Raw genomic sequence first — 21,349 nt, 5'->3', positions numbered from 1 at the left:
GCTGGGGGGGCTGGGTGGCTGGCAGGCGCGGGAGGTGAGCATGGCGAGCGTATTGCCCATGGCGGATGCGGTGCAGGCGCACCGGATGTTCGCCGATGCCGGAACATTGGACATTCGGGCGCAGGAGCCGGGGCAGTTGCAGGCCTGGTTGGGGCGGCATTTCAACCGGGTAGGGGCATTGCCGGACCTGAGCGGTTATGGCTTCCAGCCGGTCGGCGCGCGGTTGTTGAGCAACGAGGCGGGACCTGCGGCGTTGCTGGTGTTCGAGGATGGCAAGGGCCAGCGGATCAGCCTGTTCCTGCGTTCGCCCGGGGAGCATTTTGCGCGCATGCCCAGCGGGCAGCGGACCGATGGCGGGCTGGAGGCACGGTACTGGTCCCATGGGGATTACAACTTCGCCTTGGTCAGCGCGGCGGATGAGCAACGGGGGGATGAGCTGCGTCGGGCGCTGGGGGTGAGCCTCTGATGGCAACGGGGCGAACGCCGTTGAACAGCTTTTTCATATAGCTCGAGAACATTTTTAATAATTTTCCTCCCCGCGAGAGTGGCGCACCATCGGCCGTGACTGCTGATCGCCAACGCGGTCGATGCGCTCGCCAACAACAAGAAATCACGCCCGGACGCTACCGGGCGATGCCTACCAGGGCCCGCTGGCCCAACTGCCTCGATACACACAACCATAAATCGTGAGGGAGTTCTCATGCGTACGATTACCGCGTCGCTCGGCCTTGCAGTGCTTGCCGCTGCCAGCCTTCCAGCCTTTGCCAACCCCAGCCTTACTGTCATTTCCTTCGGTGGCGCCACCAAGGCGGCGCAGCAGGCCGCCTATTTCCAGCCCTTCGAGCAGAGCGGGGCGGGCAAGGTGGTGGCGGGCGAATACAACGGCGAACTGTCGAAGATCAAGGCCATGGTCGATGTCGGCCATGTGTCGTGGGATGTGGTGGAAGTCGAGAGCCCTGAGCTGATCCGTGGCTGCGAGGCGGGCTTGTTCGAGCGGATCGACCCGGCGCTGCTGGGCGACCAGGCCAACTTCCTGCCCGGTACCGTGAGCGAGTGTGGCGTGGCCAGTTACGTCTGGTCCATGGTGCTGGCCTACAACACCCAGAAGCTCGCCGCCGGGCCGACGTCCTGGGCGGATTTCTGGGACACCCAGCGCTTCCCGGGCAAGCGTGGGCTGCGCAAAGGTGCCAAGTACACCCTGGAAGTGGCGCTGCTGGCCGATGGCGTCGCCCGCGAGGACCTGTACAAGGTGCTGGGGACGGCCGAAGGGGTCAATCGCGCGTTCCGCAAGCTCGACCAGATCAAGCCGAACATCCAGTGGTGGGAGGCCGGCGCGCAACCACCGCAGTGGCTGGTGGCCGGGGACGTGGTGATGTCCGCCGCCTACAACGGGCGTATCGCCTCGGCGCAGAAGGACGGCTCGAAGCTTGGCATCGTCTGGCAGGGCAGCCTGTACGACCCGGATCACTGGGCCATCGTGCGCGGCTCCAAGAGCAAGGCGCTGGCTCAGCAGTTCATCACCTTCGCCAGCCAGACCGGGCCGCAGCAGACCTTCTCCAGCCACATTCCCTATGGCCCGGTGCGCACCGCGGCGTTGAACGGGCTGCCGGTCGAGATCCAGCAGCAACTGCCCACGGCGCCCGCCAACCTGGCCGATGCCCAGCTGGTGAATGCGGAGTTCTGGGTCGACCATGGTGAAGAGCTGGAAGAGCGCTTCAATGCCTGGGCGGCGCGCTGATACCACATAGGCTTGTAGGAGCGGCCTTGCCGGGGCGCCGGACCGGTCAGAAAGGGCCGCTTCGCGGCCCCGGGATTTCAAGTACGCCTCTAGACTGCTGGGGCCGCTTCGCGGCCCTTTCGCGACACAAGGCCGCTCCTACAGGGCCGCTTCGCGGCCCTTTCGCGACACAAGGCCGCTCCTACAGGGCCGTTATGCGGGTACTCAACGCTTGACCATCGCCTGCAACGCTGCTTTTGCCTCGGGCGTTTGCAACCGCTCGATGAAAGCCAGGCTTTCACGTTCAACGGTCGTGGCCAGCTCCTGGCGGTGCGCATCCTTGAGCAGGCGCTTGCTGATGCGCAGCGCGTCGCGCGGCAGCTGTTGCAGGCGCCGGGCCTGCTTCACGGCGGCGGCCTGACACTGCGCGCCGTCCTCGAACGACTCGGTGGCCAGCCCCCACTGCACGGCTTGTTCACCCGTGAGCAACTGGCTGCACAGCAACAGCTGCGCGGCCCGTGCATGCCCCAACAGGCGTGGCAACAACAAGCTGGCACCGAATTCCGGGCACACGCCCAACGGCACGAACGGCGTACGCAACTTGCTATCGCGGGTGACCAGCACCTGGTCGCAGTGCAACAGCACGGTGGTGCCGATACCGATTGCAGGGCCCGCGACGGCGGCGATCAGTGGCTTGTCCAGCGCCAGCACCGCGCGCATCAGGCGGAACACCGGGGCGTCGAGGCTGGTGGGCGGTTCGTCGAGAAAGTCCTCCAGGTCGTTGCCAGCGGTGAAGCACGTAGCGCTGCCGGTCAGCACGATCACGTCGACCTGCGGGTCTTCGTTGGCCGCTTCGAACAGCTCGGCCAGCCGGCTGTACATGGCGTTGCTCAGTGCATTGAGCTTGTCCGGGCGGTTCAGGCGCAGGGTCAGCAGGCCTTCGTCGAGTTCGCGCAGGATCTGGTCGGTCATGGGTGTGCCTCTGTTGTTATTGTCGTGGGCTCAGAAGGTCGGCGGGGTGATCACCCAGATCACCACGGCATCGACATCACCAGGGTTGCCGTAGCGGTGCGGTTCCTGGCTGGAAAAACTGAAGCTGTCGCCTTCGCTCAGTTGGAAATGACGCTCGCCGACCCACAGCTCGAAGGTCCCGCACAACAGGTAGCCGGCTTCCTCGCCGTCATGGCTGTAGCTCTGTTCGCTGTAGGTGCCCGGGGGGAAGCGCGAGTGCAGCATTTCCAGCTCGCGGTTGGGCTGTGGGGTAAGCAGCTGGTCGACGATGCCATCTTCGTAATGCACGCTCAGCCGGCTGTTCCTGCGCACCACATAGCCTTCGTCTTCCGGGGCGGTGGCCGCTTCGCTGGCGAAGAACCACTGGATGGTCACCCCCAACGTGCGGGCGATATTGAACAGCGCCGGGATCGACGGGTACGACAGGTTGCGTTCCAGCTGGCTGATGTAGCCGGCGGTCAGCCCGCTCTGTTCGGCGAGCTCGGCCAGGGTCATGCCGCGGCGCTTGCGCAGGCCGCGGATGCGGGTGCCGAGGAACTGCGGCGCGGGGCTGCCGTCCTCGGCAGGTGGCGGCGCTTTGGCGATATGGCGATTCATGGCGGCTTCCCGTCGGCCCGGCAAAGTCCGGGAGTATAAACAGGCTCACAGGGCGGCGGCGACCTTCAACCCGTCATGGATCGCCTCTTCGGCGGTGCGCGGGGCCAGGCAGTCGCCGATGCGCAGCACCTGGGCGAGGTCCTGGATCTGCTCGGCCAGGGTATCGACCGGCTGGTGGCCCTGGCACAGCACCAGGGTGTCGATGCCCTCGAACAGCATCGCCTCGCCGCTGGCGGTGTGTTGCAGGTAGACGGTGTTGTCGTCGCAGCCATAGAGGCGGGCATAGGGGGTGATGGGGATGCCCAGCTTGTGCAGCTCGCCGGCCAGCTGGTCGCGCACATACAACGGCAGGCTCTCGCCGCAATGGGTGCCGTTGACCGCCAGCTGCACCTGGTGCCCGGCGCGCACCAGGCGCTCGGCGATACCAGGGCCGATCCAGTCGCAACGCCAGTCCACCACCAGTACCGAACGGCCGAGCGTCACCTCGTCGCGCAGCACCTGCCAGGCATCGACCACCTGCAGCTCGCCGCCGCGCTCGAAGGCCGGCCAGTAGGGTTGCGCGCCGGTGGCGACGATCACCGCGTCGGGGCGTTCGCGTTCCACCAGGGCGCGGTCGACACGGGTGTTGCGCACCACTTCGACGCCGGCCAGTTGCATCTCCCGTTGCAGGTTGGTGCTGGCGCCGCCGAACTCGCTGCGCCGTGGCAGCAGCTGCGCCAGCAGCACCTGGCCGCCCAGTTGCGCACTGGCTTCGTACAGCGTCACCTGGTGCCCACGTGCCGCCGCCACGGCGGCGGCCTTCATCCCGGCCGGTCCGCCGCCGACCACCATGACACGCTTGCGCACGGTGGCCGGGGGTAGGTTTGCGTACTGTTGCTCGCGGCCGGTTTCCGGGTGCTGGATGCAGGAGATCGGCAGGCCGCGGTGGAAGTGGCCGATGCAGGCCTGGTTGCAGGCGATGCAGGCCCGCACGTCTTCGGCGCGGCCGCTGGCGGTCTTGTTCGGCATCTGCGGGTCGCAGATCAGCGCGCGGGTCATGCCGCACACGTCGGCCTGGCCGCGGGCAAGGATCAGTTCGGCTTCCTGGGGCTGGTTGATGCGGCCGGTGACGAACAGCGGGATCTGCAGGCTCGCCTTGAAGGTGCCGGCTTCGCGGGCCAGGTACGCCGCTTCGATGGCCATCGGCGGGACGATGTGGATCGCGCCCCCGAGCGAGGCCGAGGTGCCGGCGACGATGTGCACGTAGTCCAGGCTCGCTTGCAAGGCTTGCACGGCGGCCAGCGATTCGTCCTCGGTGAGGCCTTCGGCATCGCGCTCGTCGGCGCTGATGCGCAGGCCGACGATGAACTGTTCATCGGTGGCGGCGCGCACGGCTGCAAGGATCTCCCGCAAAAAGCGCAGGCGCTGTTCGAGGTCGCCGTTGTAGCCGTCGGTGCGGCGGTTGACTCGGGGGTTGATGAACTGCGCGGGCAGGTAGCCGTGGCTGGCGACCACCTCGACCCCGTCGATGCCGGCCTGGTGCAAGCGCCGTGCGGCGGCCGCGTAGCCGGCGACGATGTCGTCGATCATCGCCTGGTCGAGTTCGCGGGGCATCACCCGGAAGCGCTCGTTGGGCACGGCCGAAGCCGAGTAGGCCACCGCCAGCAGCCCGTCGGCGGACTCCATGATCTCGCGGCCGGGGTGGAACACCTGCGACAGCACCACGGTGCCCTGGGCATGGCAGACCTCGGCCAGGCGGCGGTAACCGTCGATGCAGGCGTCGTCGGTGGCCATCAGCACGTGGGAGGTGTAGCGGGCGCTGTCGTGTACCCCGGCTACCTGCAGCACGATCAGGCCGACACCGCCCTCGGCACGGGCCTGGTGGTAGGCGACCAGCCGTTCGTTGACCAGGTTGTCGGTGGGCATGGAGGTGTCGTGGCCGCTGGACATGATGCGGTTTTTCAGGCGCTTGCCACGGATCTGCAAGGGTTCGAACAGGTGCGGGAAGGCGATCGACATGCGGGCAGGCTCCGGCTTGTTGTTGTTTTCGACCCTGTCCGCAAGCGCCAGCCGCGTGGCAAGGCTGGCACCTACGGAATGTGCTTTTTTTCATGAAAGTGTACTGATAGTAAAAAATCAACTTGTTTTTTTACTGGTCGTTGTCTAGCTTCGACAGCATCCCGCCGCAGGGGGAATCTATGAAAACAACAAAGAAGGCCCGCCGATGAGCGCTTTCGTGACGATGTATACCGAACAACAACTGCGTGAACAGCTGGCAGCCTGCTACCGATTGATCGCGCACTTTCGCATGACCGACCTGATCTTCACCTATATCTCGGTGCGCCTGCCGGGGCCGGAGCATCACTTCCTGATCAACCCCTACGGCTTGATGTTCGATGAAATCACCGCGTCAAACCTGGTGAAAATCGACCTGCAGGGCCGTGCGGTAGAACCGTCGCCTTACCCGGTGAACCCGGCAGGCTTCGTGATCCACAGCGCCATCCATGGCGCCCGGGAAGACGCGCAGTGCGTGCTGCACACCCATACCCGCGCCGGTTGCGCAGTGGCGGCGCAAGCGTGCGGGTTGTTGCCGGTGAACCAGATCTCCATGGAGTTCTACGGCAAGGTGGCCTACCACGATTACGAAGGCGTGGCGCTGAACCTGAGCGAACAGCAGCGGCTGGTGGCGGACCTGGGCACCCAGCCGGTGATGATCCTGCGCAATCATGGCTTGCTGACCGTGGGCCGCAGCGTGAGCGAGGCGTTCATGCGCATGTACTACCTGGAGAAAGCCTGCGAGATCCAGCTGGCGGCCCAGGCCGGCGGTGAACTGCTGCTGCCGCCCCACGCGGTGTGCGCGCATACCGAGCGGCAGTTCAACGACCCCGGGCGGCCGTTGGAGGAAGGGCAGTTGGCCGATCCGGATGCGATGCAGTTGGCCTGGGCGGCGTTGTTGCGCTTGCTGGACAAGGTGGCGCCAGGCTATCGCGATTGAACAACGGTCTTGCATTGCTTGTGCGGGCCTCATCGCTGGCAAGCCAGCTCCCACAGGGGGCGCATGACTTGAAGGCAACTCGGTCGAGGTGGGAGCTGGCTTGCCAGCGATGAGGCCCGCACAGGCAGTACAAAACATTGGCTCCCACTGGCTTTTGTACACGGGGTTTCGCCAGTCGTCTGACTTGCTATACAGTCGTTCAACTGCATATCCCGCCACGAGACCCGCCCATGTCCCAGGAAGCCCGCTTCAGCCGCATGCTGCCCGAACTGCGCAAGGCCAATCTGGTCGAGGCCACCCTGGCCTGCCTCAAGCGCCATGGCTTCCAGGGCGCCTCGATCCGCAAGATCTGCGCCGAGGCCGGCGTTTCGGTCGGCCTGATCAGCCACCATTACTCCGGCAAGGACGAACTGGTCGCCGAGGCCTACATGGCCGTCACCGGCCGGGTGATGCAGCTGCTGCGCGAGGCCATGGACCAGGTGGCGCCCAATGCCCGCGAGCGGCTGTCGGCGTTCTTTCAGGGCTCGTTCAGCGCCGAGTTGCTCGACCCGCAACTGCTCGATGCCTGGCTGGCGTTCTGGGGCGCGGTGAAAACCGCCGAGGCGATCAATCAGGTACACGATCACTCCTACGGCGAGTACCGCCGCGAACTGCGCACCCTGCTCAGTGAACTGGCGCGGGAGGAGGGCTGGGAAGGCTTCGACGCCGACCTCGCCGCCATCAGCCTCAGCGCCCTGCTCGACGGCCTGTGGCTGGAGTCGGGCCTGAACCCCGGCACCTTCACCCCGGCCCAGGGCGTGCAGATCTGCGAAGCCTGGGTCGACGGCCTGCAGGCCGGCGGTCGGCAACGCTTCACCCTGCCGGCCGGGGGCTGTTGATCGACCGTTCAGCAATCGTTAGTCTTGGCCCACTCTAATAAGAAACGCGCCCACGGGCGACTCAGGACCAAACGCAATGACCTCTCGGGTACTGATCGTCGACGACGATCCGCTGATTCGTGACTTGCTCCAGGCCTACCTGTCCCAGGAAGGCTATACCGTCCACTGCGCCGCCACCGCGGAACAGGCCGAAGCGTTGCTGGCCGAGCAGCCGGTGGAATTGGTGATGCTGGATATCCGCCTGCCGGGCAAGGACGGCCTGACCCTGACCCGCGAACTGCGGGTGCGCTCGGAAGTGGGGATCATCCTGATCACCGGCCGCAACGACGACATCGACCGCATCGTCGGCCTGGAATGCGGCGCCGACGACTACGTGAGCAAACCGCTCAACCCCCGCGAACTGGTGTCGCGGGCCAAGAACCTGATCCGCCGTGTACGCCACGCCCAGGGCGCCAAGCCCGCCACAGCCGCCAGCGCCGCACTCAAGCAGTTCGGCGAGTGGGCCCTGGACTGCGACCGCCGCCGCCTGATCGATGCCCAGGGCGGCGAAACCCTCCTGACCCATGGCGAGTTCCAGTTGCTCAGCGTGTTCCTGCGCAACAGCGGCCACACCCTGACCCGCGACCAGCTGATGGACCAGATTCGCAACCGCGAATGGGTGCCCAACGACCGTTCCATCGACGTGCTGGTTGGCCGTCTGCGGCGCAAGCTGCACGATGACCCGGCCGAGCCCGAACTGATCATCACCATCCATGGTGCCGGCTACCTGTTCACCGCCAGCGTGGCGGCGTGACCCGGGGCCTGCTCGGCCTGCTGGTGCTGCTGTTCAGCGGCATCTTGCAGGCCGTCGAAACTATCCGTTATTGCGATTACCCCGTGTATCCCCCGGTGTCCTGGAGCGATGGCAAACAGCCGCGCGGCCTGGCGCCGACGGTGGTGCGCGAGTTGTTCGGGCGATTGGGCTACCACGTCGAGATGGTGGTGCTGGGCAATTGGCAGCGCTGCTTGATCGACGCCGCCGAAGGGCGTGTGGATGTAGTGTTGGCCTATGCCTCTGAACAGCGTGACCAGACCATGCGCTTTTCCCAGGTGCCGGTGCTGCGCGAGGAAGTCGCGGTGTTCGCCAACCGCCAGCGGCCGCTGCAGTTCGACAAGCTCGAGGACCTGGCCCAGTACCGTGGCGGGCTGCTGTTCGGCGAAAGCTACGGCGCCGAATTCGACCGTTTCGTGGCCAGGCACCAGAACATCGAATGGGTGTCGGACAGTGGGCAGAACTTCGGCAAGCTGATACGCGGGCGCATCGATTTCGTGATCCAGGAGCGGCGCACCGGGCAACTGTTCGTCGAGCACCTGCAAGGTGCCCGGGACATTGTCGCGCTGGGGCCTGCGCTGAGCGTCGACTACCTGCGCGTGGCGGTGTCGCGCCATTCGCCATTGAGTGAGCGCATGCAAGAAATCGACGAGCAATTGCAGAAAATGACCGACAGCGGCGAGCTTGCGCGCTGGCTGCACGAAAGCGAGGTCACCTATCGCGACATGGTCAGGCAGCCATGATGCGCCTGCAACCGGGTGGCCTGCTGCGTCGGCTGCTGCTGTTCATCCTGCTGTTCAGCCTGTGCTTCACGGTGCTGGCCAGCAGCGTGCAACTGTATTTCGAGTACCGCCGCGAGATGCGCGACATCGATGGGCGGATGGAGCTGATCCGTGCCGGCTACCTGGCCAGCCTGGAGCGCAGCCTGTGGGACCTGAACCAGGAGCAGCTGAACGTGCAGTTGCGCGGGCTGGTGGATTTTTCCGATGTGGCGCGGGTCAGGCTCAACAGCGACGACTTCACCTTGCAGCAAGGTGACCCGGCACCGCAGGGGCCGCTGCGGGTGGAGCGCTTTGCACTGGATTTCCAGCCGCCTTCCGGGCCTTCCCGGCACCTGGGCGAGCTTGAGGTGAGCATCGACCTGGGCGCGGTGCATCGGCGCCTGTTCGCCACCGGCCTGACCAGCCTGCTGTGGATGGGTGTGTTTCTCTGCGGGCTGGCGCTGGCGTTATCCGGGCTGTTCTACCGGCTGGTGACCCGCCACCTGCAAGTCATGGCGGAGTTCGCCCGGCGTATCGGTGCCGGGCAGTGGCACGAGCCGCTGCGCCTGAACAAACGCCGCGCTGCCCATGCAGACGAGATCGACAGCGTGGCGCTGGCGTTGGATGACATGCGCCGGGCGATGCTCAGCGATATCGAGCGCCGCGAAAGCGATCGCCTGGCTTTGCAGGACAAGCGCGACGAATTGCAGAAGCAGGTCGAGCGGCGCACCGCCAGCCTGCTGCGCGCCAAGGACGACGCCGAGGCGGCCAACCTGGCCAAATCGCGCTTCCTGGCCACCATGAGTCACGAGCTGCGTACACCGCTCAACGGCATTCTCGGCATGGCGGAACTGCTGCGTGGGGCAGGGCTGGCGGCAGAGGATCGCAAGCGCCTGGAGGCCCTGTACAAGGCCGGCGAAGGGTTGCTCGGCATCCTCAATGAGGTGCTCTATTTCGCGCGCCTCGAAGAAGGCGAAAGCCATCCGGAAAGCGTCGACTTCTGCCTGCGTCAGCTGTGCGATGAAGTGTTGACCCTGCTTGAGCCCCGGGCGCTGGCCAACGACAGCGTGGTGCTGTGCCGCATAGACCCGCGGCTGGCAGCCCACCAACGCGGCGCCGAGCAATACCTGCGCCAGGTGCTGAGCAACTTGCTGGCCAACGCGATCAAGTTCACCGAGGGCGGTGAAATCCTGGTGCAGGTGCAGGTCTTGCAGGACGACGCTGGCCGGCAGAGCGTGCGCTTGAGCGTGACCGACGACGGCATCGGCATCAGCGAGGCGATGCAGCCAAAGATATTCGAGCGTTTCGTCCAGGCCAGCGAGGCGGTCGCGCGGCGCTATGGTGGCACGGGCCTGGGGTTGGCGATCAGCAAGCACCTGGTCGAGCAGATGGGTGGGCAGATCGGCGTGCGCAGCCGCGAGGGGGAGGGCAGCTGCTTCTGGTTCGAGCTCGACCTTGAGGCACCGCAGGCAGCACCGGTCAATCAGGCTGACGCTACCAGCACGGCGCCCCTGGACATTCTGGTCGTGGAAGACGTGGCCTTGAATCGAGAGGTGGCAAGCGGGCTGCTGGCGCGCGATGGCCACCGGGTGTGGCTGGCCGAGGATGCCGAGCAGGGGCTTGAACTGTGCGCCCAGCGGCGTTTCGACCTGCTGCTGCTGGATGTGCACCTGCCGGGGATCAGTGGCGTGACGCTGTGTCGGCAGCTGCGCGCCGGCGATTCGCCCAACCGTGACACGCGCATCCTGGCACTGACCGCCAGCGTTCAGCCCGGGGTGGTGCGTGGCTATCTGGATGCGGGGATGCAGGGCGTGCTGGGCAAGCCGCTGAAACTTGCCACCCTTCGCCAGGCCCTTGGCGGGCAGCACCCGCAGCGACCGCCGGCAGTTGCCCTGTGGCTGGATCATGACCTGTTGCAGACCCACCGCACCTTGCTTGGCGAGCAGAAGCTGCAAGGGCTGCTGGCCAGCTTGCGTGACGCGTTGCACCAGCACCGCCAGGCGTTGCTCGAGGCGGTCGAGGCGGGTGACTGCACCGAGGTGGCTCACCTGGCCCATCGCCTGGCCGGCAGCAGCGATTCCATGGGGTTGTGCGGGCTGGCCGCCACCTTGCGCAGCCTTGAAGAGCGCGCCCTGGCACGTGACAAAGCGGTGGTGCAGGCCACTGCCACGACGCTGCGCGAGCAATTGCTGCGCGCCGAAAACAGCCTGGCCGAACTGCTGGCAGCCTGAGCGACAAAAAACTTACGACTTTTTACATCTTCGATCTTCACGATCAACCGGGCCTTACATCGCCTTCCAATAATCGGGGCAGCCGCTGCACACGCGGCCCTAAAGGCTTATTGGAGATAACAATAATGAAAGGCCGTAAAGCTGAAGGTATCCAACTCACACGGGCATTGAAGAGCCGGCACATCTTCATGCTCTCGCTCGGTGGCGTGATCGGCACCGGGCTGTTCATGGGCTCGGGTGTGACCATCAACCAGGGCGGGCCGCTGGGCGCGGTGCTGGCCTACCTGGTGGCCGGTTTCCTGATGTACCTGGTGATGGTGTGCCTGGGTGAGCTGTCGGTGCAGATGCCGGTGTCCGGCTCGTTCCAGGCCCATGCGACGAAATTCATCGGGCCCGCCACGGGCTTCATGATCGGCTGGGTGTACTGGATGAGCTGGGCCACTACCGTGGGCCTGGAATTCACCGCCGCCGGCATGCTGATGGTGCGCTGGTTCCCCGAGGTGCCGATCTGGTACTGGTCGGCGCTGTTCGTCGCGGTGCTGTTCGGTATCAATGCCCTGGCGACCCGCGCCTTCGGTGAGGCGGAGTACTGGTTCTCGGGCATCAAGGTGGCGGCGATCCTCGGCTTCATCATCGTCGGGGTGCTGGTGATCTTTGGTGCCATTCCGCTGACCAGCGGGGCGCCGGCACCGATGATGAGCAACCTGATCGGCGATTCGCTGTTCCCCAATGGCCTGTCGGCGGTGTTCGCGGTGATGATGACCGTGGTCTACGCGTTCCAGGGTTGCGAGATCATGGGCGTGGCGGCGGGCGAGACTGACCAGCCGGAAAAAAGCATCCCGCGGGCGGTGCGCAACGTGGTGTTCCGTGTGCTGATCTTCTACGTGCTGGCCATCGTGGTGCTGTCGGCGATCGTGCCGTGGCAGCAGGCGGGGCTGATGGAAAGCCCGTTCGTGCAGGTGTTCGACATGGTCGGCATCCCCTATGCGGCGGACCTGATGAACTTCGTGATTCTCACCGCGATCCTGTCGGTGGGCAACTCGGGGCTGTATGCCTCCACCCGCATCCTCTGGGCGATGTCCAAGACCGGCATGGCACCGAAAAGCCTGTCGCCGCTGAGCAGCCGTGGCGTACCGCTGCGGGCGCTGTTCATCACCCTGTGCTTCGCCTTGGTGTCGCTGATGACCAGCTTCGTCGCCGCGGACACCCTGTTCATGGTGCTGATGGCGGTGAGCGGAATGGCGGGGACGGTGACCTGGATCGTGATTGCGTTGGCGCAGTACCGCTTCAGGCAGCAGTTCCTGCGGGAGGGCGGGCAGCTGAGCGACCTCAAGTACCGTGCGCCGCTGTACCCGCTGGTGCCGCTGCTGTGCATCACACTGTGCAGTTCGCTGTTCGTGTTCTTGGCGATGGATGAGACCCAGCGGCCTTCGCTGTATTGGGGCTTTGGGTTTATTGCGCTGTGTTATGCGGCGTATTTCGTGGTGCAGCGCAGGCGGCAGGGGGTGGCGGTGGAGGTGCCGGTGGCTTGAGGAGGTTTGGCGGGTGCCTGGCAGGGGATTGAGTGAGGGCCACCAGGTGTCCGCCGATGTTTTTGCTGCGCTTTTGAGATCGAGCGCCGCCCGCGCGGCGCATCGCTGGCAAGCCAGCTCCCACATCTGTTTCGGGCCAGTTATTTCTGGTCCATCTCCACTGTCCGCCTTGTTTGTACGACTCGGTTTCTGCGTGGACGCTACCGCCGCCCCATATGACTCAAGGCATGCACCAAGGCGGACAGTGAAGACCTCACAGGCATAACTGGCCCGAAACAGATGTGGGAGCTGCGGTTCGCCGCTGCGACTTGCCAGCGATGCGCCGCGCGGGCGGCGCTCGATCTTGAGAGCGCTGCAAACCTGTCGCCATGCGCCTGGTAGCCCAAACGCGATCCCGCTGTTTACCCAGATTTTCCACCACTTGTTCGAAGTTGTAACACCGCCCAATCCCCCAATTGCCTCCTTGTTGAACACTCGTTTAGCATGCCCCTCAAGTCACCCACCCTCAGCACAATCACAACAATCCGAGGCCCGTCATGACTGCTCCGTCGTCCCTACTCATCCAGGTTGAAGCCGGCGTCGCCTGGATCACCCTGAACCGCCCCGAACAGCGCAACGCGCTGGACATCCCGACCCTCAAGCACCTGCACGCCACCCTGGACACCTGCAACAGCGACCGAGCCGTGCGCGTGGTGGTACTGACCGGCACTGGCCGCAGCTTCTGCGCCGGCGCCGACCTGGCCGAATGGGCCGACGCCGAAGCCCGTGGCGCCCTGGAAACCTACGGCTGGACCGAAACCGCCCACGCCCTGATGCAGTGCCTGCACACCCTCGACAAACCCACCATCGCCGCCATCAACGGTACCGCCGTGGGCGCTGGCATGGACCTGACGCTGTGCTGCGACCTGCGCCTGGCCGCGCAATCCGCCCGCTTCAAGGCTGGCTACACCAGCATGGCTTACTCGCCGGACGCCGGCGCCAGCTGGCACCTGCCACGGCTGATTGGCAGCGAACAGGCCAAGCGCCTGCTGTTCCTCGACGAACTGTGGGGCGCCGAGCGTGCCCTGGCCGCCGGCCTGGTCGGTGAAGTGGTCGCCGACGAGCAACTGGCCACGGCCACTGCCGAACTGGCCGCGCGCCTGGCCCAGGGCCCGACCTTCGCCCACGCCCAGACCAAACGCCTGATCCGCGACGGCGCCCAGCGCACCCTCGGCGAACAGCTCAGCGCGGAACTCGCCGCTGGCCTGCTCTGCGGGCGCAGCGCAGACGGCGCCGAGGCCTTGCGCGCCGCCACTGAAAAACGCGCGCCACGCTTCACCGGCAAGTAAGCACTCCCTCTTTCCCCCGGTTACCCAGGAACAGGCCATGAATTTCCAACTGACCCAAGAACAAGAAATGTTGGTGGATGCCGTCCGCAGCTTCGTCGCCAAAGAGCTGCTGCCCCATGAAGAAGCCGTGGACCGCGCTGACGAAGTCTCCCCCGAACTCGCCGCGCAGATCCGTGGCAAGGCCATCGCTGCTGGCTTCTACGCCTTCAACATGCCCGAGGAAGTAGGCGGCGGCGGCCTCGACTACCTGTCCCAGGCGTTGATCGAGCGCGAGCTGTCGAAGGTCTCCTGGGCGCTGCACGTGTTCGTCGCGCGGCCGTCGAAAATCCTCATGGCCTGCACCGGCCAGCAGATCGACGACTACCTGCTGCCGTGCATCCAGGGCGAGAAGATCGACTGCTTCGCCCTGACCGAACCCGGTGCCGGCTCCGATGCCAACGCCATCAAGACCCGCGCCCTGCGCGAGGGCGACGACTTCGTGCTCAACGGCAGCAAGCACTTCATCAGCCATGCCGGGCACGCCGACTTCGCCATCGTCTTCGCCGTCACCGACACCTATGAGCACAACGGTCGCAAGCGCAACGCGGTCACCGCCTTCCTGGTCGACCGCGACACCCCAGGCATGACCATCCGCCGTGGGCCGAAATGCGTGAGCAACCGTGGTTACCACACCTACGAGATGTTCTTCGACGACTGCCGGGTGCCGGCGAGCAAGGTGCTCGGCGAAGTCGGCAAGGGCTGGGAAGTGGCCAACGCCTGGCTGACCGCAGGCCGAGTGATGGTCGCCGCCAACTGCGTCGGCCAGGCCCAGCGCGCGCTGGATGCATCGCTGCAGTGGGCCGCCGACCGCAAGCAGTTCGGCCAGGCGATCGGCAGTTATCAAGGGGTGTCGTTCAAGCTGGCCGACATGGCCACGCAGATCCGCGCCGCGGAGCTTTTGACCCTGCACACCGCCTGGAAGATGGACCAGGGCAGCATGACCGACGGCGAGGCCGGCATGGCCAAGCTGTTCGCCAGCGAAGTGCTCGGCAAGGTGGCCGACGAGGCCGTGCAGATCTACGGCGGCATGGGCCTGATGGACGAAGGGCCGGTGGAGCGTATCTGGCGCAACGCACGGATCGAGCGGATCTGGGAAGGCACCTCGGAGATCCAGCGCCACATCATCTCCCGCGAACTGCTGCGCCCGTTGCTGCGCTGACCGGAGCCTCGCCATGTCCAACGCCATTCGTGACAACCTCAAACGCCTGCTGGCGCCCCGGCACCTGGCCTTCATCGGCGGGCGCAGCATGGCCCGCGCACTCAAGCGCTGCGCCGACGGCGGCTACCAGGGCCAGCTGTGGCTGGTGAACCCGCAGCACGACAGCATCGACGGCGTCCCCTGCGTGCGCAGCGTCGCCGAGCTGCCCAGCGCGCCGGACGCGGTATTCATCGCCACCAACCGCGAACTGACCCTGGCCTGCGTCGCCGAACTTGCCGCAAAAGGCGCGGGCGGGGCGATCTGCTATGCCTCGGGCTTCGCCGAAAGCGGCGCCGAAGGCCAGGCCCTGCAACAGCAGCTGCTGGCCGCCGCCGGTGACATGGCCCTGCTCGGGCCCAACTGCTACGGCCTGCTCGACTACCTGCACAGCGCCGCCCTGTGGCCCGTGGCCCACGGCGGCAAGGCGGTGGACAAGGGCGTAGCAGTGCTGACCCAGAGCGGCAACTTCGCCTACAACCTGTCCATGAGCGACCGTTCGCTGCCGGTGGCCTACATGGCCTCGGTGGGCAACCAGGCGCAGCTGGGCATCGCCGAACTGATGGACGTGCTGCTCGACGAGCCGCGCGTCACCGCCATCGGCCTGCACCTGGAGGGGCTGAAGAACGTACCGGGCTTTGCCCGCGCCGCGCACAAGGCGCTGGAGAAGGGCATCCCGATCATTGCGCTGAAGACCGGCGTGTCGCAGATCGGTGCCGAGCTGGCGTTGAGTCATACCAGTTCGCTGTCCGGCTCCGATGCGCTGTACGACAGCCTGTTCGAGCGCCTTGGGGTAATCCGTGTCAGCGGCCCGGTGAGCTTTGTCGAAACCCTCAAGGCCGCCGCCTGCGGCAACCTGCCCAAGGGCGACAGCCTGATCGCCCTGGCCTGTTCGGGCGGCGATGCCGGCCTGATCGCCGACTACAGCGAAAGCAACCAGCTGCGCCTGCCGGCCCTGGACAGCAGCCAGGTCGATGAACTGGCCCAGGTACTGCCGGCCTACGCCAACCTGGTCAACCCGCTGGACTTCACCACTGCCATCTGGGGTGATGGCCCGGCCAAGCAACGGATGCTGGACAGCGCCCTGCGCAGCGACGCCGACGCGGCCATGCTGGTGCTGGATTACCCCGCCGAGTTCACCGGTGAGCGCAAGGAGTGCGACCTGTTGCTGGAGCTGTTCTGCGAGGCGCTGGTGCGCCACGGCAAGACCGGCTTCGTCACCTCGGCCTTCCCCGAACTGCTGCCGGCCAGCGCCCGTGAACGCTTGCACGCCGCCGGTGTGCCGGCGCTACAAGGGGTGGAGGATGGCCTGGCGGCCTGGGGCCGGGTGGCCCGTTATGCGCAAAAGCGCGAGGCGCTGCTGGCCCTGGGCGAATCGGCACTGGTGCCGCTGTGCCCGCAGGCACTTGGCAGTGACAGCCATCTGCTTGATGAGTGGGCGTCCAAGCAGGCCCTGCGTGGCTTTGGTCTGACCGTGCCGAACGGCGTGTTGAGCAGCCCGCAGCAGGCCTTGGCCGATGCGCGCAAGGTAGGCTTCCCGCTGGTGCTCAAGGCCGTCAGTGCGCAGTTGCCGCACAAGACCGAAGCCGGCGCGGTAGCGCTGAACCTGGGCGACGAAGCGGCCCTGAGCCGGGCGCTGGAGCAGATGCGCACGCGCATTGCCGCCTACGCGCCCGGTGTCGCCTTCGACCAGGTGCTGCTCGAGCCCATGGCCAGCGCCCCTCTGGCCGAGCTGATCGTGGGTATCAAGCGCGAACCGGACTTCGGCCTGGCGCTGGTGATCGGCGCCGGCGGCATCCTCGTCGAGCTGCTCAAGGACAGCAAGAGCCTGCTGCTGCCGACCACCGACGGCGCCATCCGCAACGCCGTGCTCGGCCTGCGCAGCGCCGCCTTGCTGCAGGGCTTTCGCGGTAAACCCGCAGCCGACCTGGACGCGCTGGTCGCGGCCATCCGCGCGGTGGCCGACTACGCCTGCGAGAACGCCAGCCAGCTGCTGGAGCTGGATGTGAACCCCTTGATGGTCGGTGCCAATGGCACCACAGCGGTCGATGCCTTGATCCGCCTCGGCCAGGTGTAAGGACATGAACATGACGAACAACACTTTGACCGGCGGCCAGGCCCTGGTGCGCCTGCTGGCCAACTACGGCGTCGACACCGTGTTCGGCATCCCCGGGGTGCACACCCTGGAGCTGTACCGTGGGCTGCCCGGCAGCGGCATCCGCCATGTGCTCACCCGCCACGAGCAGGGCGCCGGCTTCATGGCCGACGGCTATGCCCGGGTCAGCGGCAAGCCCGGGGTGTGCTTCATCATCACCGGCCCCGGGGTGACCAACGCCGCCACCGCCATCGGCCAGGCCTATGCCGACTCGATCCCGATGCTGGTGATTTCCAGCGTCAACCACACCGCGAGCCTGGGCAAAGGCTGGGGCTGCCTGCACGAGACCCAGGACCAGCGCGCCATGACCGCGCCGATCACCGCGTTCTCGGCGGTGGCCTTGAAGGCCGAAGACCTGCCGGAGCTGATCGCCCGCGCCTATGCCGTGTTCGACAGCGAACGGCCACGCCCGGTGCATATCTCGGTGCCGCTGGATGTGCTGGCAGCGCCAGTGGCGCGGGACTGGAGCAGCGAAGTGGTGCGCCGCCCCGGTCGCGGCCCGGCGAACCTTGAAAGCGTGGAACGGGCGGCCAGCAAACTGGCGGCCGCCAAACGCCCGATGATCATTGCCGGTGGTGGTGCGCTGGGCGCTGCGGCGGAGCTGCAACTGCTGAGCAAGCGGCTGGCCGCACCGTTTTTCACCAGTGTCGCCGGCAAGGGGCTGGCACCGTTGGACTCGCCGCTCAACGCCGGCTCCAGCCTGTGCGTCGAGCCTGGTTGGGACCTGATCGGCGAGGCTGACATGGTGCTGGCGGTTGGCACCGAGATGGCCGACACCGACTTCTGGCGCGAGCGCCTGCCACTGAACGGCGAGCTCCTGCGGGTGGATATCGACCCGCGCAAGTTCAATGACTTCTACCCCTGTGCGGTGGCACTGCATGGTGATGCCCAGCAAACCGTGGCCGCGCTGCTCGAACAGCTGCCGGACAGCCTGCGCGATGCCACGCAAGCGAACGCGTCGGTGGCCAGACTGCGCCGAGCCGTGCTGGCCAGCCATGGCCCGTTGCAGGCGCTGCACCAGTCCATCCTCGACCGCATCGCCGCCGAGTTGCCGGACAACGCCTTCATCAGTACCGACATGACCCAACTGGCCTACACCGGCAACTACGTGTTCAACAGCCGCGCGCCGCGCAGCTGGCTGCACCCGACCGGCTACGGCACCCTCGGCTACGGTCTGCCGGCCGGCATCGGCGGCATGTTCGGCAGCGGCGAGCGCCCGGGCCTGGTGTTGGTGGGCGACGGTGGCTTCCTCTACACCGCCCAGGAGCTGGCCACCGCCGTCGAAGAGCTGGACCGCCCGCTGGTGGTGCTGTTGTGGAACAACGACGCCCTGGGGCAGATCCGCGACGACATGCTCAACCTGGACATCGAGCCCATCGGCGTGCTGCCGCGCAACCCGGACTTCGCAGGTTTAGCCCGCGCGTTCGGTTGCACGGTCACCCAGCCGCAAAGCCTCGATGAACTGCAACGGGATTTACGCGGCGGCTTTGCCCGTAACGGCGTGACCCTGATCGAGCTCAAGCACGCCTGCGCGCGCTGAGGCCATCCCGCACAACAGGATACTTGCCATGCGTTTTTCTTCCCTGACCCAACGGATCGCCGGTGACGGCGCCGCCGCCTGGGAGATCCACTACCGCGCCCTGGCCATGCTCGAACAAGGCCGCGACGTGCTGCTGCTGTCGGTGGGCGACCCGGACTTCGACACCCCGGCGCCCATCGTCCAGGCCGCCATGGCCAGCCTGCAGGCCGGCAATACCCACTACGCCGACGTGCGCGGCAAGCGCAGCCTGCGCGAGGCCATCGCCCGGCGGCACCAGCAGCGCAGCGGCCAGGCGGTGACGGCCGACCAGGTGACGGTGCTGGCCGGAGCGCAGTGTGCGCTGTTCTGCGTGGCCCAGTGCGTACTGGAGCCGGGCGATGAAGTCATCGTCGCCGAGCCGATGTATGTGACCTACGAAGCAGTGTTCGGCGCCTGTGGGGCCAAAGTGATACCGGTGCCGGTGCGGCCCGAGCATGGCTTCCGTGTGCAGCCCGAGGATGTGGCTGCGCGAATCACCCCGCGTACCCGCGCCCTGGCGCTGAACAGCCCGCACAACCCCTCCGGCGCCAGCCTGCCGCGCAGCACCTGGGAGGCGTTGGCCGAACTGTGCATCGGTCATGATTTGTGGCTGATCAGCGACGAGGTGTACAGCGAGTTGCTGTTCGATGGCGAGCATGTGAGCCCCGGTAGCCTGCCGGGCATGGCCGAGCGCACGGCAACGCTTAACAGCCTGTCCAAGTCCCACGCCATGACCGGCTGGCGGGTGGGCTGGGTGGTAGGCTCGCCGGCCCTGGCCGGGCACCTGGAAAACCTGGCGCTGTGCATGCTGTACGGCTCGCCGGACTTCATCCAGGACGCTGCGGTCGCTGCGCTGGAGCAACCACTGCCGGAGCTGGACGGCATGCGCGAGGCCTATCGCCAGCGCCGCGACCTGGTGTGCACGAGCCTGGCCGATTGCCCGGGCGTGCGTGCACTCAAACCCGACGGCGGGATGTTCGTGATGGTCGATATTCGCGAGACCGGGCTCAGTGCGCAGGACTTCTCCAACCGCCTGCTCGATCTGCATGGGGTTTCGGTGCTGGCCGGTGAAGCCTTCGGCCCCAGCGCGACCGGGCATATCCGCCTGGGCCTGGTGCTCGGCACCGAGCCGCTGCGTGAAGCCTGCCGGCGTATCGCCCTGTGTGCCGGCGAACTGATGGAGGTGCAGCGCAATGCGTGAGTACAGCCGTTTGTTCATCGATGGCCGTTGGCAGCCGTCGGTGGGGCAGGGCATGGCCGAGGTGGTCGACCCGGCCAGCGAAGCGGTCGCCGGCAAGGTGCCGCTGGGCAATGAAGAGGACGTGGAGCGGGCCGTACAGGCGGCCCGCCGGGCGTTTGCCGACTGGTCGCGAACCCCCTCCAGCGTGCGCGCCGGCTACATTCGTGCCCTGGCCGAGCAGCTCAAGGCCCGAGCCGACGAGATGGCCGCTGTGATCACCGCCGAGCTAGGCATGCCAGTGCAGTGGTGCCGGCCGGTGCAGGTAGACGGGCCGATCGTTGGGCTGGAGCAGTACATCGAGCTGGCCGGGTTGATGGACGAAGTGCGCGAGGTCGGCAATTCGCGGGTGTACCGCGAGGCGGTGGGCGTGTGTGCGTTCATCAACCCGTGGAACTACCCGCTGCACCAGTTGATCGGCAAGCTGGCACCGGCCTTGGCGGCGGGTTGCACCGTGGTGGTCAAGCCCAGTCAGGAAACCCCGCTGCACGCGTTTTTGCTGGCCGAGATGATCGAGGCCATCGGCTTGCCGGCCGGGGTGTTCAACCTGGTCAGCGGGCCGGGTTCGAAAGTCGGCGAGGCCTTGGCGCGGCACCCGCAGGTGGACATGGTTTCGTTCACCGGCTCTACCAGCGCGGGTGTGCGCGTATCCCAGGCCGCGGCACCGTCGGTGAAGCGGGTGTGCCTGGAGCTGGGCGGCAAGTCGCCGCTGCTGATCACCGCGGATGCCGACCTGGACGCGGCGGTGCGCTATGGCGTGCAGGACGTGATGATCAACTCGGGGCAGACCTGCACCGCGCTGACCCGCATGCTGCTGCCGGCATCGCGCTATGCCGAGGCGCTGGACATCGCGGTGGACGAGGCGCGCGGGCTGGTGATGGGCGACCCGCAGGATCCGCGCAGCTTCCTTGGGCCGATGTGTTCGGCGGGGCAGCGGCGTACGGTGCAGGAGTACATCCGCATTGGGCAGGAGGAGGGCGCGCGGCTGTTGTGTGGTGGTGAAACGGCGCCAGGTTTCGAGCGTGGGTTCTATGTGCCGCCGACGATCTTTGCCGATGTCGATAACCGTATGCGTATTGCCCAGGAGGAGATCTTCGGGCCGGTGCTGTGCCTGATTCCCTATGCCGACGAGGCTGAAGGGGTTGCCCTGGCCAATGATTCGCCGTTCGGGCTGTCCAGCGCGGTGTGGGCTGGGAGCCGGGACAAGGCCATGCAACTGGCGCGGCAGTTGCGCGCCGGGCAGTGTTTCGTCAATGGCGGGGCATTCAATTACCAGGCGCCGTTTGGCGGGTACAAGCAGTCGGGGAATGGGCGCGAGTGGGGGG

17 protein-coding genes are annotated in these 21,349 nt (G+C 66.4%); 14 read left to right on the top strand and 3 right to left on the bottom strand.

Translation table 11 applies throughout. From position 1 onward, the window contains the following. Together IX761_RS25720 and IX761_RS25715 are read left to right on the top strand one after the other, a co-directional pair. Positions 1-466 (top strand): anti-sigma factor family protein (locus IX761_RS25720; RefSeq protein ID WP_416366819.1); only part of this gene is annotated, 466 nt, incomplete at its 5' end. A 234-nt stretch (positions 467-700) separates the two neighbouring features. Further along, entirely contained in the window at positions 701-1,738 is a 1,038-nt protein-coding gene (locus IX761_RS25715) for an ABC transporter substrate-binding protein (RefSeq protein WP_194792295.1), read from the top strand. A gap of 204 nt (positions 1,739-1,942) precedes the next feature. Here the strand turns inward: IX761_RS25715 and IX761_RS25710 are convergent, their stop codons facing one another. From IX761_RS25710 to IX761_RS25700, 3 genes are read right to left on the bottom strand one after another with little or no spacing between them, the layout of a single operon-like run. Then, the gene (locus IX761_RS25710) at positions 1,943-2,689 is read right to left on the bottom strand and encodes an enoyl-CoA hydratase (protein WP_194792294.1); all 747 of its coding nucleotides are present in this window, start codon (positions 2,687-2,689) and stop codon (positions 1,943-1,945) included. A gap of 30 nt (positions 2,690-2,719) precedes the next feature. Then, entirely contained in the window at positions 2,720-3,325 is a 606-nt protein-coding gene (locus IX761_RS25705) for a cupin domain-containing protein (protein ID WP_194792293.1), read from the bottom strand. A 45-nt stretch (positions 3,326-3,370) separates the two neighbouring features. After that, positions 3,371-5,317: an FAD-dependent oxidoreductase gene (locus IX761_RS25700; RefSeq protein ID WP_194792296.1), complete on the bottom strand. Its 1,947-nt coding sequence runs from the start codon at positions 5,315-5,317 to the stop codon at positions 3,371-3,373. 211 nt (positions 5,318-5,528) lie between these two features. Between IX761_RS25700 and IX761_RS25695 the strand changes: the two genes are divergently transcribed. The 12 genes from IX761_RS25695 to IX761_RS25640 form a co-directional block, all read left to right on the top strand. Continuing rightward, positions 5,529-6,299: a class II aldolase/adducin family protein gene (locus IX761_RS25695; RefSeq protein WP_194792292.1), complete on the top strand. Its 771-nt coding sequence runs from the start codon at positions 5,529-5,531 to the stop codon at positions 6,297-6,299. Between the two features lie 230 nt (positions 6,300-6,529). Then, the gene (locus IX761_RS25690; protein WP_194792291.1) at positions 6,530-7,177 is read left to right on the top strand and encodes a TetR family transcriptional regulator C-terminal domain-containing protein; all 648 of its coding nucleotides are present in this window, start codon (positions 6,530-6,532) and stop codon (positions 7,175-7,177) included. 76 nt (positions 7,178-7,253) lie between these two features. Then, on the top strand, positions 7,254-7,970 hold the full coding sequence (locus tag IX761_RS25685; protein ID WP_194792290.1) for a response regulator: 717 nt from the start codon (positions 7,254-7,256) through the stop codon (positions 7,968-7,970). Beyond that, the gene (locus IX761_RS25680; protein WP_194792289.1) at positions 7,967-8,731 is read left to right on the top strand and encodes a transporter substrate-binding domain-containing protein; all 765 of its coding nucleotides are present in this window, start codon (positions 7,967-7,969) and stop codon (positions 8,729-8,731) included. The genes IX761_RS25685 and IX761_RS25680 overlap by 4 nt, the downstream gene beginning before the upstream one ends. Continuing rightward, on the top strand, positions 8,728-10,980 hold the full coding sequence (locus tag IX761_RS25675) for an ATP-binding protein (RefSeq protein ID WP_194792288.1): 2,253 nt from the start codon (positions 8,728-8,730) through the stop codon (positions 10,978-10,980). Before IX761_RS25680 ends, IX761_RS25675 begins: the two co-directional genes overlap by 4 nt. A 125-nt stretch (positions 10,981-11,105) precedes the next feature. Beyond that, a complete protein-coding gene (locus IX761_RS25670) occupies positions 11,106-12,512 on the top strand; it encodes an amino acid permease (RefSeq protein ID WP_194792287.1) in 1,407 nt (468 codons plus the stop codon). A gap of 536 nt (positions 12,513-13,048) precedes the next feature. Beyond that, complete coding sequence (locus IX761_RS25665) at positions 13,049-13,840, top strand: enoyl-CoA hydratase/isomerase family protein (RefSeq protein WP_194792286.1); 792 nt, start codon at positions 13,049-13,051, stop codon at positions 13,838-13,840. Positions 13,841-13,877: 37 nt separating this feature from the next. Further along, positions 13,878-15,038 carry an acyl-CoA dehydrogenase family protein gene (locus IX761_RS25660; RefSeq protein ID WP_110992870.1) on the top strand — a complete coding sequence of 387 codons (1,161 nt, stop codon included), beginning with the start codon at positions 13,878-13,880 and terminating at the stop codon, positions 15,036-15,038. Positions 15,039-15,051: 13 nt separating this feature from the next. Continuing rightward, a complete protein-coding gene (locus tag IX761_RS25655) occupies positions 15,052-17,151 on the top strand; it encodes an acetate--CoA ligase family protein (protein WP_194792285.1) in 2,100 nt (699 codons plus the stop codon). Positions 17,152-17,161: 10 nt separating this feature from the next. Continuing rightward, positions 17,162-18,769 carry a 5-guanidino-2-oxopentanoate decarboxylase gene (locus IX761_RS25650; RefSeq protein WP_194792284.1) on the top strand — a complete coding sequence of 536 codons (1,608 nt, stop codon included), beginning with the start codon at positions 17,162-17,164 and terminating at the stop codon, positions 18,767-18,769. A 28-nt stretch (positions 18,770-18,797) separates the two neighbouring features. Continuing rightward, entirely contained in the window at positions 18,798-19,988 is a 1,191-nt protein-coding gene (locus tag IX761_RS25645; protein WP_194792283.1) for a pyridoxal phosphate-dependent aminotransferase, read from the top strand. Continuing rightward, a partial coding sequence (locus tag IX761_RS25640) for an aldehyde dehydrogenase family protein (protein ID WP_194792282.1) occupies positions 19,981-21,349 on the top strand: 1,369 nt, incomplete at its 3' end. The genes IX761_RS25645 and IX761_RS25640, both read left to right, overlap by 8 nt.

It is taken from the genome of Pseudomonas sp. UFMG81 (assembly GCF_015354575.1).
Classification (GTDB): domain Bacteria; phylum Pseudomonadota; class Gammaproteobacteria; order Pseudomonadales; family Pseudomonadaceae; genus Aquipseudomonas.
Note: the sequence above shows the minus strand (reverse complement) of the source record. Positions and strands in the feature narration are given on the sequence as shown.